Annotated in this window: 14 protein-coding genes; 13 read left to right on the top strand and 1 reads right to left on the bottom strand. The window is 40.7% G+C overall.

Translation table 11 applies throughout. The annotated features are described in order from the left end of the window. Positions 1-12 precede the first annotated feature (12 nt). Genes IGI42_RS04060 through IGI42_RS04030 form a run of 7 tightly spaced genes read left to right on the top strand, consistent with a single transcriptional unit; the run spans position 13 to position 7,103 of the window. Complete coding sequence (locus tag IGI42_RS04060; RefSeq protein ID WP_438714427.1) at positions 13-600, top strand: hypothetical protein; 588 nt, start codon at positions 13-15, stop codon at positions 598-600. Between the two features lie 10 nt (positions 601-610). Then, on the top strand, positions 611-1,606 hold the full coding sequence (locus tag IGI42_RS04055) for a V-type ATPase subunit (RefSeq protein ID WP_438714426.1): 996 nt from the start codon (positions 611-613) through the stop codon (positions 1,604-1,606). Further along, positions 1,596-1,907: a V-type ATP synthase subunit F gene (locus IGI42_RS04050; RefSeq protein WP_207675464.1), complete on the top strand. Its 312-nt coding sequence runs from the start codon at positions 1,596-1,598 to the stop codon at positions 1,905-1,907. The genes IGI42_RS04055 and IGI42_RS04050 overlap by 11 nt, the downstream gene beginning before the upstream one ends. 13 nt (positions 1,908-1,920) lie before the next feature. Further along, entirely contained in the window at positions 1,921-3,702 is a 1,782-nt protein-coding gene (locus IGI42_RS04045; protein ID WP_438714425.1) for a V-type ATP synthase subunit A, read from the top strand. Then, complete coding sequence (locus IGI42_RS04040) at positions 3,695-5,071, top strand: V-type ATP synthase subunit B (protein WP_207675466.1); 1,377 nt, start codon at positions 3,695-3,697, stop codon at positions 5,069-5,071. Before IGI42_RS04045 ends, IGI42_RS04040 begins: the two co-directional genes overlap by 8 nt. A gap of 8 nt (positions 5,072-5,079) precedes the next feature. Further along, positions 5,080-5,712 carry a V-type ATP synthase subunit D gene (locus IGI42_RS04035; protein ID WP_438714424.1) on the top strand — a complete coding sequence of 211 codons (633 nt, stop codon included), beginning with the start codon at positions 5,080-5,082 and terminating at the stop codon, positions 5,710-5,712. A 26-nt stretch (positions 5,713-5,738) separates the two neighbouring features. Beyond that, positions 5,739-7,103: a TrkH family potassium uptake protein gene (locus tag IGI42_RS04030; protein ID WP_438714423.1), complete on the top strand. Its 1,365-nt coding sequence runs from the start codon at positions 5,739-5,741 to the stop codon at positions 7,101-7,103. A gap of 40 nt (positions 7,104-7,143) precedes the next feature. Here IGI42_RS04030 and gloA read toward each other — a convergent pair whose 3' ends face one another. After that, entirely contained in the window at positions 7,144-7,515 is a 372-nt protein-coding gene (gene gloA, locus IGI42_RS04025) for a lactoylglutathione lyase (protein WP_438714422.1), read from the bottom strand. A 138-nt stretch (positions 7,516-7,653) separates the two neighbouring features. Between gloA and IGI42_RS04020 the strand changes: the two genes are divergently transcribed. The 6 genes from IGI42_RS04020 to IGI42_RS03995 all read left to right on the top strand — a co-directional run bounded on the left by IGI42_RS04020 (position 7,654) and on the right by IGI42_RS03995 (position 15,102). Then, positions 7,654-8,088, top strand: coding sequence for an NUDIX hydrolase (locus tag IGI42_RS04020; protein ID WP_438714420.1), 435 nt, complete (start codon positions 7,654-7,656; stop codon positions 8,086-8,088). 190 nt (positions 8,089-8,278) lie between these two features. After that, a complete protein-coding gene (locus tag IGI42_RS04015; RefSeq protein WP_438714418.1) occupies positions 8,279-8,974 on the top strand; it encodes a WxL domain-containing protein in 696 nt (231 codons plus the stop codon). A 16-nt stretch (positions 8,975-8,990) separates the two neighbouring features. Further along, positions 8,991-9,710: a WxL domain-containing protein gene (locus tag IGI42_RS04010; protein ID WP_438714417.1), complete on the top strand. Its 720-nt coding sequence runs from the start codon at positions 8,991-8,993 to the stop codon at positions 9,708-9,710. 20 nt (positions 9,711-9,730) lie between these two features. After that, on the top strand, positions 9,731-10,783 hold the full coding sequence (locus tag IGI42_RS04005) for a DUF916 and DUF3324 domain-containing protein (RefSeq protein WP_438714416.1): 1,053 nt from the start codon (positions 9,731-9,733) through the stop codon (positions 10,781-10,783). 43 nt (positions 10,784-10,826) lie between these two features. Next, positions 10,827-11,174, top strand: a complete 348-nt coding sequence (locus IGI42_RS04000; RefSeq protein ID WP_438714415.1) for a hypothetical protein — start codon at positions 10,827-10,829, stop codon at positions 11,172-11,174. Beyond that, positions 11,164-15,102, top strand: coding sequence for a WxL domain-containing protein (locus IGI42_RS03995; RefSeq protein WP_438714413.1), 3,939 nt, complete (start codon positions 11,164-11,166; stop codon positions 15,100-15,102). The genes IGI42_RS04000 and IGI42_RS03995 overlap by 11 nt, the downstream gene beginning before the upstream one ends. Positions 15,103-15,289 lie beyond the last annotated feature (187 nt).

Below are 15,289 nucleotides of genomic sequence, written 5' to 3'. Positions count from 1 at the left end.
GAGTCGTTGACTATGGAAGCAATTGAAAAGATCATTCAGCAACTGGATGAGCAAGCTGCGGCTGAACGACAAACACTGGAAACAAAAGAGAAGCAACGAATTGAGCAGGAACATCAAGCCGGCTTGAAGGAAATAGAAGCAGAGCATGAACAGCGTCTGCAAAAAAGCTTAAAAGCAGTGGATCAAAAGTACAAACAGCTGTCTAATCGTCAACAAGTGGAAACTAAGCAAATGACCTTAAATCAAAAGCAAACCTTTTTAGAGCTTTTATTTGAGGATGCAGTGGAAGCGATGGAAAGCTGGACACCAGAAGTACAGCGGAAATTTGCGGAACAAGCCTTGGCTGACTTAAATGACCTTACTGGTGAATTATCCTTTGTTTGCGGCGAAAAATCGCAAAAGGCTTTCACTAGTGAGTGGATCGCTGCCCAAAATAAAGTGTTGCCCTTCCAATTGAAGGCTAGCGCTGAAGTGGTGAACAATCAGGCAGGATTTTTGATTAATGATCACGGGGTGCAGTACAATTTCTTATTCCGGACATTAGTCCAAGATATCCAATCTGAAATGAGTTATGAATTGGCACAGGAATTTTTTGCATAGGGGGATTTAAATGAAACCATATAGTTATCATGAACTAAATCCGCTGATTCGCTTGAAAGAGTTAGAATTGATTCCTGCTGAATTGATGGAGCGTTTGATTCAAGCTAAAGATGTGCAAGAAGTCGGTGAATTGTTAAAAACAACAGTTTATGCTGAATACATCAATGACCATTTTGAAGACAATTTTGAAGAAGGGTTTGCTATTGAACAGCGCAAGTTAATTGAAGAATTAGCTGCATTAGCTCCTGAACCAAAAATCGTCTGGGCCTATACGATGCGTTCTACCTTCCACAATTTGAAGGCGATGACCAAAGCGGAATTGTTAGACGAAAATTTTGATGACTTGTACATTTACGATGGTTTTTACTCACTAGATCAAATCAAAAGTGCAGTGAAAACCGGGGCGGCCAGTGAGCTGCCAGAAGCCATCTTAGCAAGCATACAAGAAGTAAAGGATCACTTTGCTGAGTCTAACAGTTTGCAAGGGATTGACATTATCTATGATCGTGATTACTTGCGTTGTATGCGAGCATTAGGTGAAAATTTGCAATCACCGGATTTACTAGATGAGATCATCAGCTTTATCGATTTTACTAATATTGTAATGACCGGGCGAGGCATTAACCAAAAACGCAGTAAAAATTTTATGACGACGGTACTTTCCAGTCAAGGCAGTATTCCCAAAGAGGATTTGCTGAATGTGGTGGAAGAATCGATGGGGAAATTCACTGAATTCCTTTTATCGACGGATTATGCCGATGTGATTGCTCCGCTGATTCAAGACGGTGAGTTGGATTTAGCTCAATTGGAAAGAATCCGAGATAATTATTTAACCCGCCGCTTTGATCGGGCAAAAGTACAGGCATTTGGTCCACTTCCATTGTTGTCTTTATTGAATGCAAAAGAAGTAGAAATCAAGAATTTACGACTAATTATCGTTGGTAAACGTGTAGGGATTTCTGAAGAACAGTTAAGAGAAAGGATGCGAGAAACCTATGACGCATAAAATCGGTGCGATTGGGGACAAGGATTCTGTCCTTCCTTTTAAACTCTTTAACTTTGATGTTCGGGTAACCAAACAAGCCAATGAAATTCGGCGGATCATCGAAGAAATGGCTCGAGAAAAATACGGAGTCATCTACATCACTGAACAATACGCAAAACTTGTTCCAGATACGATTAAACGTTACGAAGAGGAACTAATTCCTGCAATCGTACTAATTCCTAGCCATCAAGGATCACTAGGAATTGGTAAACAAATGATTCAGGACCAAGTGGAACGAGCTGTTGGGCAGAATATTTTATAAAGGAGCAATTAATTTGCAAGAAGGAAAAATTATCAAAGTTTCCGGACCCTTAGTTATGGCTGAAAACATGGCCGAAGCTGCCATTCAAGATATTTGTTATGTCGGCGATTTAGGGGTTATCGGTGAAATTATTGAAATGCGCGGCGATGTTGCTTCGATTCAGGTGTATGAAGAAACAGCCGGAATAGGCCCAGGGGAACCAGTTAAAACAACTGGGGAAGCCTTGTCTGTAGAACTGGGACCAGGAATTGTTTCTCAAATGTTTGATGGTATTCAACGTCCGTTAGATACCTTCAAGGAAGTTACTCAAAGTAATTTCTTAACCCGCGGTGTGCAGTTGCCGGCGTTAGATCACGAAAAAAAATGGTGGTTTGAGGCAGTTATTGAAGTGGGTACTGAAGTATCGGCTGGTGATATTATTGGTGAAGTGCAAGAAACCAAGGTAATAAACCATAAAATTATGGTACCGTTTGGTGTCAGCGGCAAAGTAAAAAAAGTGGTCTCTGGTGAATTTACCATCGATGATACTGTCTATGTTTTAGAAACAGCAGACGGCGACAAAGAATTCAGCATGCTGCAAAAATGGCCGGTTCGTCGTGGACGTCCAGTCAAAGAAAAATTAAATCCAGAAGCACCGATGATTACCGGTCAACGGGTTATTGATACTTTCTTCCCTGTTGTTAAAGGTGGAGCTGCGGCTGTTCCGGGACCGTTTGGAGCTGGTAAAACAGTAGTGCAGCACCAAATTGCCAAATGGGCCGACGTTGACTTAGTTGTTTACGTGGGCTGCGGTGAACGAGGAAATGAAATGACCGATGTATTGAATGAGTTCCCAGAATTGATTGACCCGAAAACCGGGGAATCATTGATGAAACGGACGATTTTGATCGCTAATACCTCCAACATGCCCGTAGCTGCCCGTGAAGCGTCAATCTATACGGGGATTACCATTGCGGAATACTTCCGTGATATGGGCTACAACATTGCGATCATGGCGGACTCGACTTCACGTTGGGCGGAAGCCTTGCGGGAAATGAGCGGACGTTTGGAAGAAATGCCGGGGGATGAAGGGTATCCTGCATACTTGGGAAGTCGCTTGGCTGAATACTATGAACGCGCCGGTCGTGTGTTGACTTTAGGTGCTGGTAATCGTGAAGGTTCAATCACGGCCATCAGTGCGGTATCGCCATCTGGTGGGGATACTTCTGAACCAGTTACGCAAAATACCTTGCGGGTAGTTAAAGTCTATTGGGGTCTTAGTGCCACTTTGGCACAACAACGTCATTTCCCATCGGTAGATTGGTTAATCAGCTACTCTCTATACTCAGCTGAAGTTGGAAAATTCCTGGACAATGCGTTGCAAAGCGATTGGTCAGCTATGGTCACTGAAGGTATGCGGATCCTGCAGGAAGAATCACAGCTAAGCGAAATCGTTCGATTAGTCGGAATTGATTCATTGTCTGAAAAAGACCGTTTGACGCTAGAAGTCGCAAAACAAATTCGTGAAGACTATTTGCAGCAAAATGCCTTTGACGATGTAGATACCTTTACCTCAAGAGAAAAACAATTCAAGATGCTGAACAACATTTTGACCTTTAATAAAGAAGGCCAACGTGCGCTGGAATTAGGAGCCTACTTGAAAGAAATTATTGATGGCACCGTCACACTGAGGGATCGGATCGCCCGGAGCAAATACATTCCAGAAACGGAATTAGAATTACTGGATCAAATCAATCAAGATATCACCTTGGAAATCCAAGCGATTATTGCTGAAGGAGGAATGACCAATGATTAAAGAATATCGTACAATCAGCGAAGTGGTTGGTCCTTTGATGGCAGTGGACAAAGTCCAAGGCATTAAATACGAAGAACTATTAGAAGTTCGCATGAGCAACGGGGAAATTCGTCGGGGACAAGTACTGGAAGTTAACGAAGATAAAGCCTTGGTTCAGATCTTTGAAGGAACCAGCGGCATCAACTTGCGGGACTCAACTGCCCGTTTCTTAGGACATCCGTTGGAATTGGGTGTTTCTGAAGACATGATCGGTCGGGTATTCGATGGCTTAGGTCGTCCGAAAGACAACGGTCCAGAAATTTTAGCGGAGAAAAAAGTCGATATCAACGGGGAAGTAATTAATCCCGTATCACGGGATTATCCGGATGAATTTATTCAAACCGGTATTTCTGCCATCGACCACTTGAACACCTTGGTTCGGGGCCAAAAATTGCCGGTATTCTCTGGCTCAGGTTTGCCCCATAAAGAACTAGCAGCACAAATTGCTCGTCAAGCCAACGTATTGAACTCCGATGATGATTTTGCGGTAGTTTTTGCAGGCATCGGGATCACCTTTGAAGAAGCTGAATTCTTCATGGAAGACTTCCGTCAAACCGGTGCGATTGATCGTTCAGTGGTTTTCATGAACTTAGCTAATGATCCCGCAATTGAACGGATTGCAACACCAAGAATGGCACTGACAGCTGCTGAGTACCTAGCCTATGAGAAGGGCATGCACGTTTTAGTTATTATGACGGACATGACTAACTATTGTGAAGCTTTGCGGGAAATTTCAGCTGCACGTCGGGAAGTTCCTGGTCGTCGTGGTTATCCAGGTTATTTGTACACCAACTTGGCTACTTTGTACGAACGTGCTGGAAGAATTCGCGGATTAAAAGGTTCAGTAACCCAAATACCGATTTTGACCATGCCAGAAGGCGACATTACGCATCCAATTCCCGATTTAACTGGGTATATCACTGAAGGACAAATCATTTTGTCCCGTAGCTTGGATAAAAGCGGAATTCAACCGCCGATCGATGTTTTACCGTCACTTTCCCGTCTGAAAGATAAAGGAACAGGGGAAGGCAAAACCCGTAATGACCATGCACCAACGATGAACCAGTTGTTCTCGGCTTATGCTCAAGGAAAACAAGCTAAAGAATTAGCCGTTGTTTTAGGGGATTCAGCCTTATCTGATGTTGATAAAATCTACGCAAAATTTGCGGATCGTTTTGAAAATGAATACGTCAATCAAGGTTTCTACACGAATCGGACGATTTTTGAAACGTTGGAACTAGGCTGGGAATTGTTGTCGATGCTGCCACGGACAGAGCTGAAACGGATCAAAGATGATATGCTGGATGAACACTTGTCAAAAGGAGTTTGATCTGACTTATGGCAAAATTAAATGTAAATCCAACACGGATGGAGCTGTCTCGTCTAAAAAAGCAGTTGACAACTGCGACGAGAGGTCATAAACTCTTAAAAGATAAGCAAGATGAGTTGATGCGTCGTTTCATCTTGTTGATCCGAAAGAATAATGTATTGCGAGTTGAGGTAGAAGAAGAATTGAAATCAGCTATGAGCAGCTTTGTTTTGGCGGATGCGATGCTGAATGATAAATACATTGACGAGCTTTTGGCGGTGCCAAAAGAAAAAGTTGATTTAGACGTGATTGAAAAAGATGTGATGAGTGTAAAAGTACCTGTCATGAACTTTCAACACGAAACCAACTTGTCTGAAGATCCATTGGAATATGGTTTTTTGAATTCTAATGAAGAGCTGGATCAGTCAATTGACCGCTTTACCAATATTTTACCGAAACTTTTAGAGCTGACGGAAATTGAGAAAACTTGCCAGCTAATGGCTAAGGAGATCGAAAAGACGCGGCGCCGAGTGAATGCTCTGGAATACATGACCATTCCTCAGCTAGAGGAAACGATTTACTTCATCAAGATGAAGTTGGAAGAAAATGAACGTGCGGAAGTTACCCGCATGATTAAAGTAAAAAATATGGGTGCCACATAAGTGGTACCCTTTTTTAGGAAGAGATCATGGAGATAAAAAATACCTTAAGTAAATTCAGATTGCATCCCTTACAGTTTTTAGCTTTGGGTTTCGCACTGGTTATTCTAGTGGGCGCCCTGCTACTATCATTGCCTATCAGCAGCAATTCTGGTGAAGCAACCAATTTTATTGATGCGTTGTTTACAGCTACTTCGGCGACCTGTGTAACTGGATTAACCACTCTGACAACCATTGAACATTGGAATTTCTTTGGACAGGCAGTCATTATCGTATTAATTGAATTAGGCGGTTTAGGCTTTATGATGATGCCAATTTTATTTTTTACAGTATTTCGTAAAAAGGTTGGCTTAAAAACGCGGATTGTTCTGCAAGAAGCGTTGAATTTGGAAACCATGTCAGGGGTTATGAATCTGATGGTTTACATTCTGCGCTTTGCAGCGGTCATCCAAATTATCGGAGTTGGTTTGTTGGCCATTGACTTCATCCCGAGGTTTGGTTTGCAACGTGGCTTGTGGTATGCGGTGTTTCATTCGATCTCAGCTTTCTGTAATGCAGGCTTTGATTTGTTTGGAGACAGTTTAGTCGGGTTTCAATCCAATCCGTTTGTATTATTGGTAATCTCTGGCTTAATTGTTGCTGGTGGATTAGGATTTTATGTGTGGCGAGACGTAATTGCTTTTCCGAAACGAAGGAAGTTATCTCTGCACAGTAAAATCGCCTTAGGAATGTCGACAATGTTGCTAGTGGGAGGTACAGTCCTATTTTATTTAACAGAACATAACGCAGTGTATTTAGCTGCTGGCAGTAACGGTATCGAACGCTTTGCTAATACAATTTTTATGGCCGTCACTCCTAGGACAGCAGGTTACTTTTCGATTAATTATCTGCAAATGAGCCAAGCTGGCTTATTGTTGACTATTATTTTGATGTTTATCGGTGGGACTTCAGGATCAACAGCAGGAGGACTTAAAACAACAACTTTAGCAGTCCTGATTATTCAGACGATCTCAATGTTAAAAGGCCGTCAGCACGCAGAGCTGTTGGGTCGTACGATTCGAACAGCGACGGTTTTCAGGGCGTTATCTCTATTTTTTATTACCTTGTCTCTTTGTGTGGGAGCTACAATGGTTTTGTCGATTACCGAAGCAATTCCTGAAACTTCCGGGATTGAGTTTATCGCCTTCGAAGTTGTTTCGGCCTTTGCAACGGTAGGATTAACAATGGGCTTAACGCCAGAACTAACCGTTTTTGGTAAATTACTGATCATTTTCCTCATGTATGTTGGACGTGTAGGTATATTAACAGTCGGTTTCTCTATATCTATGCGCCTAGCTCAAGATAAAACACACGGAACCTACAAGTATCCTGAAGAAACGGTTATCGTAGGGTAAATAAAAAGGAAGCCATCCACAAAGGATCGCTTCCTTTTTTCTATGCTCGAATAACTTCGATTTTGTAACCGTCTGGATCAGTAATGAAATAATAAGAAGGTTCAGTGCCAGGCAAACCTTTCATGTCAGTGATATTGAACCCAGCGGATTGATGTTTATCATGTAAGCCTTCAATATCGTCAGAGCTGATAGCGATATGACCGTAGCCATTTCCTAGATCGTAACCTTCGTGATTATAGTTGTAAGTTAATTCCAATTCGTAATCATCACCAGGTAAAGTTAAATATACTAAGGTAAATTCAGATTCTGGAAAATCACGACGACGACTTTCTTCAAAACCGAAAGCCTCTTGATAAAATTTTAGAGACGCGTCTAAGTCTTTTACGCGAACACAAGTATGAGCCATTTTCATATACGAATACATCCTTTCAAAATAAGTTAAATTTATCATAACATAAAATTCCTTAGTTGCCTTGTTTTTGCTTAAGTAGTTGTTTATGAGAAAACTTTAATGTAAACTAATCCTATAACAATTTAAGGAGCGAAAATCATGACCCAAATTTTCGGTGTGAGGGAAGCTGAAAAGGAGTATCAAGCACGTTATGCAGCGTATGCAATTATTGCAAATGATCAAAATGAAATTATTATCGTACAAGCTCCCAATGGCGCATATTTCTTACCGGGTGGAGAAATAGAAGGAAACGAAACTAAAGAGGAAGCAATCGATCGAGAGATGTTGGAAGAGCTAGGGTTTCAAATTACCTTAGCCGAGTATTTAGGTGAAGCTTCTGAATATTTTTATTCCAGACATCGTGACACTTATTTTTATAATCCTGGATATTTTTTCGTAGCCGATCGTTGGGAGAAAGTTTGTGAGCCTTTAGAAGAAGGGAGCCACAGTACTTGGATCAGCCCTGAAAAGGGAATTGAACTCCTAAAGCGCGGCAGTCATCAATGGGCAGTCAAGCAATGGTTAACTAAATAAAACACCATAAAAAAGTCGTTAAGTGATTTATTGTTCACTTAACGACTTTTTTATGTATTAAACCGAAAAATAATAAAATCTCAATATTTTTCTGGATCGTGAAAAACTGTAAAAAAGGTGAGACTTATAAAAAAAAATAGTTGTTATCATAAGAATATACTAAAGAGTTACATGCAAAGGAGGAGAGTGAGTGAAAAAAATTTTAGCAAGCACAGTTGTTAGTGTCTTGCTAGTAGCAAATTTAGGTGTAAATCGTGGATATGCTGAAATGCAATCTGATAGCAAGACAACTGGACACGTAGAATTGGTAGAGAACTTTGAATTTATTGACCCTCGAGATCCTGATGACCCCACACAACCTACAACTCCGGAGGATGATACGAACCTGCCAACCGGAAACGTCGGACCGCTTTCTCTCGATGTTGCGCCAAAGTCATTTGATTTTGGTGAACAAAAAATGTATCAAACAGCTCACACCTATCAAGGGGTACAGGCAGAAGATTCTCCAGACCAATACATTCAGGTAACTGATAATCGAGATGCGGATGTCTACGGATGGGTCGTCACAGTTAGGCAAGAAAATTATTTGACGAGTGACGGTAATATTTTGGAAGGGGCTTCAATCCACATTCCTGCTGGGGAAGCTAGATGTAATCTAAATCCTATACCTACAGAGATCGATCCAACACTTACAGGAGAATCGGTTGAGATTGCTTTAGAAGAGGAAAAAATTTTTTATCCGAACGTTGAACGTGCTGGAAAAGGAACATCGATACTCAAATGGAGATCTAGCGAAGTGGCATTGACAATTCCAGCCAAACAGGCAAAACAAGGAAATTATACAAACACGATACTTTGGACACTAACTGCAGATGTAGTTTATTAATTGGAGGAGAACAAATATGAAAAAAACAAAATTATTGATTAGTGCAGCAATACTTGGCGGAATGGTAACAGCAGGTAGCTTGCCAGCGTTAGCGCAAGGAACAGGTGAAGCAACATTTAGTTTTATTGAAAATACGGAATCACCCGGACCTATGGATCCAGAAAATCCACCGCAACCAACACAGCCAGATCCTGAATTACCGGCCGATCATCCAAACAATGAGGGGACAGGGAATGAAGGACCACTATCCTTAGACGTTGTTCCATCATTATTTAATTTTGGTGAGATACCAGTGGATATGATGGGAGGAACTTATGAGTCAACATTAACAGGCGTCCATTATCTACAAGTAACAGATAACCGTGATGAAATCGACGGCTGGGGAGTTTTAGTAGGGCGTACAGAATTCCAAGATGCAGAAGGAGCAGAACTCGCAGCCACGTTATCATTACCAGGTGGTGTAGCACGGAATAGTATGACAGGATCTGCTATTTCGGAAGATTTCACTCATAATGCAGACGGCATAGAAATTCCAGTAGCATCTGCGGGGGGTGCTGGAACGTCTATCTTTGGATCGGCTGGGACTAACGAACAAGATGAAAGAATAGGTAAAGCGACTTCTACCTATACTTGGCAGGCTGGAGAAGAAACATTGTCAATTGGCAAAGGTAAAGCGAAGAAAGGGACGTATACTTCTACAATAAACTGGACATTAACTGCAGAAGTAGCGCAATAAAATAATAGGATGTGATGACGATGGGTAGGAAAGAAATTATAGGTTTTGTTAGTGTGCTGATTGCTTTTATGAGTGCAGCAGTTATACCGACTGTGGGGCATACAGAAGGCAATCCGAATGCCAGTATTGGCTACAGTGTCCAAAAGGTGAGTCCCGGGAATGAAGTAAACAGTTCCAGCTCATTTTATGATTTAGCTGTTACTCCAGGTGAACAACGGACAATTGAGGCAAAATTGATTAATCCAACAGACGAACCCATCGTTGTTGTGTCTAGAATATTTACGGCCTCAACTAATAATAACGGTGAAATTAATTATACGATGCAACCAGTGGAATTAGATCAAAGTTTGAAGCATCAGGTTTCTGAATTAGCCGTGGTTGCGGCTTCTGATGTGAAAACAGAGATCGCTCCTCATTCTGAGAACATTGTGCATACAACTATTAATGTACCGCAAGATGTCGAGCCAGGTGTACTGTTAGGCTCTTGGTATTTTGAAAAAGAAGGCCAGACGGACGATACGGACGATGAAGGAATTGTCATCAATAATAAGTATAGCTATGCTATGGCAATCAAATTGACGGTTCAACATGAAATTGAGCAACCCAATATGAATTTAATGACAATTACTAGTGGTCTAAACAATTATCGTAAAGTAATTAACGCAAATCTGCAAAATGATCGTCCGGCAATAATCGGAAATTTGGCAGTTTCCGCAAAAATCACTGAAAAAGGCAAATATGATGTTCTGTATGAGAACGAATCAGATGGCATGATTATGGCCCCAAATTCAAACTTTGCTTACCCTGTATTTTTAAAAGAGCAACCTTTAAAAGCTGGGGACTATACCATGCGTGTGACGGCAACCAGCGATGACCCTAAATGGGAGAGTCAACGGTGGGAATGGACGGAAGACTTCACAATTACGGCGGACGAAGCTCGCCAGATAAATGAAGAAGCTTTAAATGATCCAGAACAACCAACTAGCTGGTTGTTATATGTAGTCATTGCATTGATAATCCTAGTGATTATCTTAATCATATTGCTATATCGCAAACGAAAACGTGTCGTTTAACAGAAAACTCAAGGTTTAAAATAAACAAAGGAGTGTGCAAGTAATGAAAAAAAGTGTCTGTTTACTGCTTTCTTTCTTTGCTTGCTTCTTCTGTGTTGGTGGTCTTAAGGTGCTAGCAGCAGAAACGGAAGGATCGATAAGATTAGAAGGTTGGGCTGATATTGAAGTGCCTGCGCCTAATCAGCCAGTGGGCCCTCAAGGTCAATCTAGTTTGAAAATTCAACAAACTGAAGTTCCGACAAGCCAAAGAACAGAGCCTAAAAAAACTGCTGCTTTTTATCCTCAGACAAATTTTGTCCGGAACAACTGGCATTGGCTAGGTGTTTTGTTCATGTTGTTCTTATTTTTGTTATTAAGAAGAAAAAGAGAGGAAGAGGAAAATGAAAAATAGAATATCGTGGTTTCTTATACTCATCTTGCTCTTACCTTCTTTTCTCACTTTCCCAATAAGAGCAGTTGGCGAAACCGTAAGTACGCTAACTTTGACGTTGATCGAATCTGATGATCAAATAATTTCTGATGAATTTTCATTAGTAGTAAGTGATCAATCGTTAGAATCTATTCCCGATGAAAGCAGCTATCTTCTTAGATTACCTGATGGAATAACTTATCAGGGTGCTTCTCCTGAACTAGAAGTGATAGCTGAAGGAGATTTTATTGCGTTTAGCGGACTAAATGATGGAAACCTTTCTGGAGAATTGTATTTGCGCTTTCAACCGGAGGTAATAGCGGGAACAGCCTTTACTTTGCAGCTAGAAAAGATTGGTGAGATTCCTTTGCTCTCACAACCCGTCAAAGTTACAAAAGAGGTCGAAACTGATGAATCAGTCGAACTGCCAGTTGACAAACCAACTGTAATTGAGGAAGAAAACCAAAACCCTGATTTAGAATTTATCCAACCAGAAGAATCTGAGCAAGTAGAAGCCAACGAAGATATTGCTATAACTAGCGAATCGACAGACGAGATTAATGCATATTTTGAGACATATCAATACCCCACATCATCAAGTAAGTCAGCTGAAGCTAGCTACCAAACCGGCGAAAAGGATTTAAGAAATTACTCTCGAGAACAGATTAAAATGATCTATAACAAGGAAGATTGGCAAGCTGCGTGGGATGACAGAAACATTGTTGTGTTTAATGTAATGAACGATTTTTTGATTGATATCAGTACTTTACGAGTACATCACCATTATCAAAACCAAAACGATTCTGATGGGACAAGAGAAATTATTATAGAAGGTAATGGTCACACAATTGATTTTCGTGGTACGTCATACGTTCCCAATAGTGGGACATGGCACATGACAGTTCAAAATCTAACTGCGTATTCTCGAAATCATTACGGTCCATTTACTGCCCGAATGGCAAATGATGATTCTACACAAACCTTCCATAATTATTATAATATCGGTAGTCAGATGCTCTATGCAACAGCCACGTACGTAACTTTTTCGGGGGATGTTGTAAATGACATGTATTACACTTATGATTCGCCGATCGATGGGAGTAATCAGACGACATATGGAGATATTGATGCGAATTTACAAATTAAAGATTTAGAAATGCTCAATGGTTCTACTTTCGTTGGGAAAACACAAAGTGCTGGAAACATCGCTATTTCTGGTAATGGGAATGTAATTATTGGTGAAGATGCGGCTATTGATTTGGAAGGGAAATCTGAGAGAAATACATCTAGGGGTGAAGCGCTTGGATATGGAATTAACTTGGATGGAAAATTCCACATGAAGAAACGTTCAACCATCACCTACTCATATCACTATCATCCAGATAGAGCGGCTCGTGACCAATATGGCATTTTAAACATGTCTACTGACAATGAATTCATAATGGAAGAAGAAAGTGAAATGATTGTTCAAAAAGATAGTCACTCTAGTACTAGGGATATTATTAGTATTGGAGCGGGTAGTAGCTTTCAAATGGGTGAAAGAGCGAAAATTAATTTTGACATTAAAAGTTTAACCTATACGAATTCATCGATAGATTTAGGTAACAATAGTACTTTTCAATTAGAAAAGCAAGCAACGATAAATATGGCTATTAAAGATGTAAGTAGCATACATTCGGCTATTTCTTTAGGAACTAATAGTGTATTTAATTTAAATCCGGAAGCTAAAGTCAATATAGACTTGCAAGGATCTGGTGCAGCAAAAGCGATTAATGCTGGCTTACGTAGTCAATTTTTGATTGATTCAGAAGCAAGCCTTATTGTAAATGCAGATGGAATTACAGGAAGCATCGTAGACATGGGGGCTGGAAATGCAACGACCTCAACAACCTTTGAAGTAAAGCGAGATAATCCTGCTTTAGGATTAGAAGGTGGTATCGTTGATATCACTTCAATCAATCGTGGTACGTCTACTAACAATGTTTTTAATACGGGAAATTATACTAAGTTTAAAGTCGGACGTTTAGGCACGTTTAATTTACGAGCAGATGGAGAGGGAACAGGAGCTAGGTATTTATTGAGATTAGGGACCTATTCAGAATTCGTTTTTAGTGATGCGAAGAGTGTAGATCTAGAATTTCTAACGCCCCCTGCAAATAATTGGGCATTAGTTTACATGGGGGGAGCAAGTGGTGTGTTTGAAGTAAACGTCCAGCGAGTCAAAGCGTGGGCTCGAGGTCAAACAGATGAAGAGCCAACATATGATTGGACTCCGATGTTCGATATGCGGATTCCCTACTATTTGCACAACGTAACTCGTAATAACTTAGAAGCACGTTCAGTTAACTCAGCAATTCGACAAGATTTTTTAGATAATTTTGATACCGGACGATCTAACGGTTTTCAGCGGTTACTATTTGAATTTATTCCCGATGTGGATGTAGAAATTTCCAGTCAACCAGTTGATAATTCGTCAGACGAGAATGCAGCTTCCATTAAAGGGAAAACCAATCCTGATGCTTACGTTCGTCTAAGTGAAACGATCGTACCGAATGGACGAGTAAGTTTCCCGCCTGAAGGAAATTTAGTTGAAAGCCCAGTAGAAATTCAACCTGGAGAAGCTTTAGATGATAAGAATAGTCCATATACTATTCAAGCTGATGAATCAGGAGAATTTGAGTTTAAGATTTCAACAGATACACCAGTTTTTACAGCGGGCAATGTTATTGAAGCCTACGCTTTCAAAGACGGAAAGTCTGCGACTGATCAAATAACGGTACTGGATACTACACCACCTGAAGCAGATGCAGCGGTGATACACGCAGCAGTAGGGGATGAATTACCTACTCCAGAATACTTCACGCTAAATCGTAGAGATTCGAATCCTAATACAGAAATCCACAGTCGATTCATTGATAGTATAGATCAACTACACCAATACATGAATCAAGCAGGTGAGTACGATGTAGCGATGCAATTAAATGATGACGCTGGTAACCAAGTAGTTATTAACAGTCAATTGATCATTCATGCCGCGAGACACGTATTAACAGGGGAGGATGTCACACTGTATCATTCTGAGGTAAAAGAGTTGAGTCAGGAGGAGCTTCACACATTAGTAGAAGAAGAGATTCAAGCAAGTAGCTACGTGCTACGAGACTTTGCCCCTGTCACGTTAACTGAACATGTCCAACATGACTTCTCGATGCTAGTCAATGAACCCGGTGTTTATGATGTGGCATTAAGTGTTGCACCCGAACATGTTCAAAACGAAGATGGACTGAATCATAAGGTAGAAGTACAGATTGATACGAATCGACCACCAGAAATTGTCGATCCGGACGACCCTCAGCCCGGTACTCGACCAGAAAACGGTCAGGAAAACGAAGGTACGAACGAATCTGGTGATTTACGTTTAGACTATATCCCAAATGGTTTTCAATTTGGTGAAATTCCGCTAGATTACAATGCTCGAACTTATCATGCGTTACCAGCTCTTGCAACGAACGGTAACTTGTTAAATAAACAATGGGTACAAATTTCAGATACACGTCTTAACGAAAGTGGTTGGCAATTAAAGATCCAGCAAACACAACCATTCCGTTCAGCTAGTGGTCATGAAATTAAAGGAGCCACAATTAAAATTCCAAAAGGAACTCCGCGAAATAGTCAAATGAATGCTGAAACAGCTGAGCGAGTGATGGTCGCCAATGAAATTATTCTCTCAGAAGAAACACAAGAGCAAACCATTTTTGGCGCATATCAGACAACTGACTCTGGCAAAGAAATTTCTACTTTGCAGTGGTCAGCCAAGGAAGTGAGTTTAAAGATGCCTAACGGGAACGTTAAGAAGAAGGAAGCCTACCAAACCGAAATTCAATGGACTTTAGTGAGTGAACCCACACAATAAAGTCAGGAGGTTTTGACAGAAGTGTTCACCTTCAAGAAGTAAGCCAAGTAATCCGAAAATAGTTGCTCATATTTTGGCGATTATTTGGCTTATTTTCTGAAATAACTGCTTCAGATACACCGAACATGCCGTTTTCAGTGTCTGTGACGCTTTATGTCACAGACACTTGTTTTTATAGAAGAGTTAT

It is taken from the genome of Enterococcus sp. AZ109 (assembly GCF_051714625.1).
Lineage (GTDB): Bacteria > Bacillota > Bacilli > Lactobacillales > Enterococcaceae > Enterococcus_A.
The sequence above is the reverse complement of the archived record's forward strand: the minus strand, read 5'-3'. Positions and strand labels throughout refer to the sequence as shown.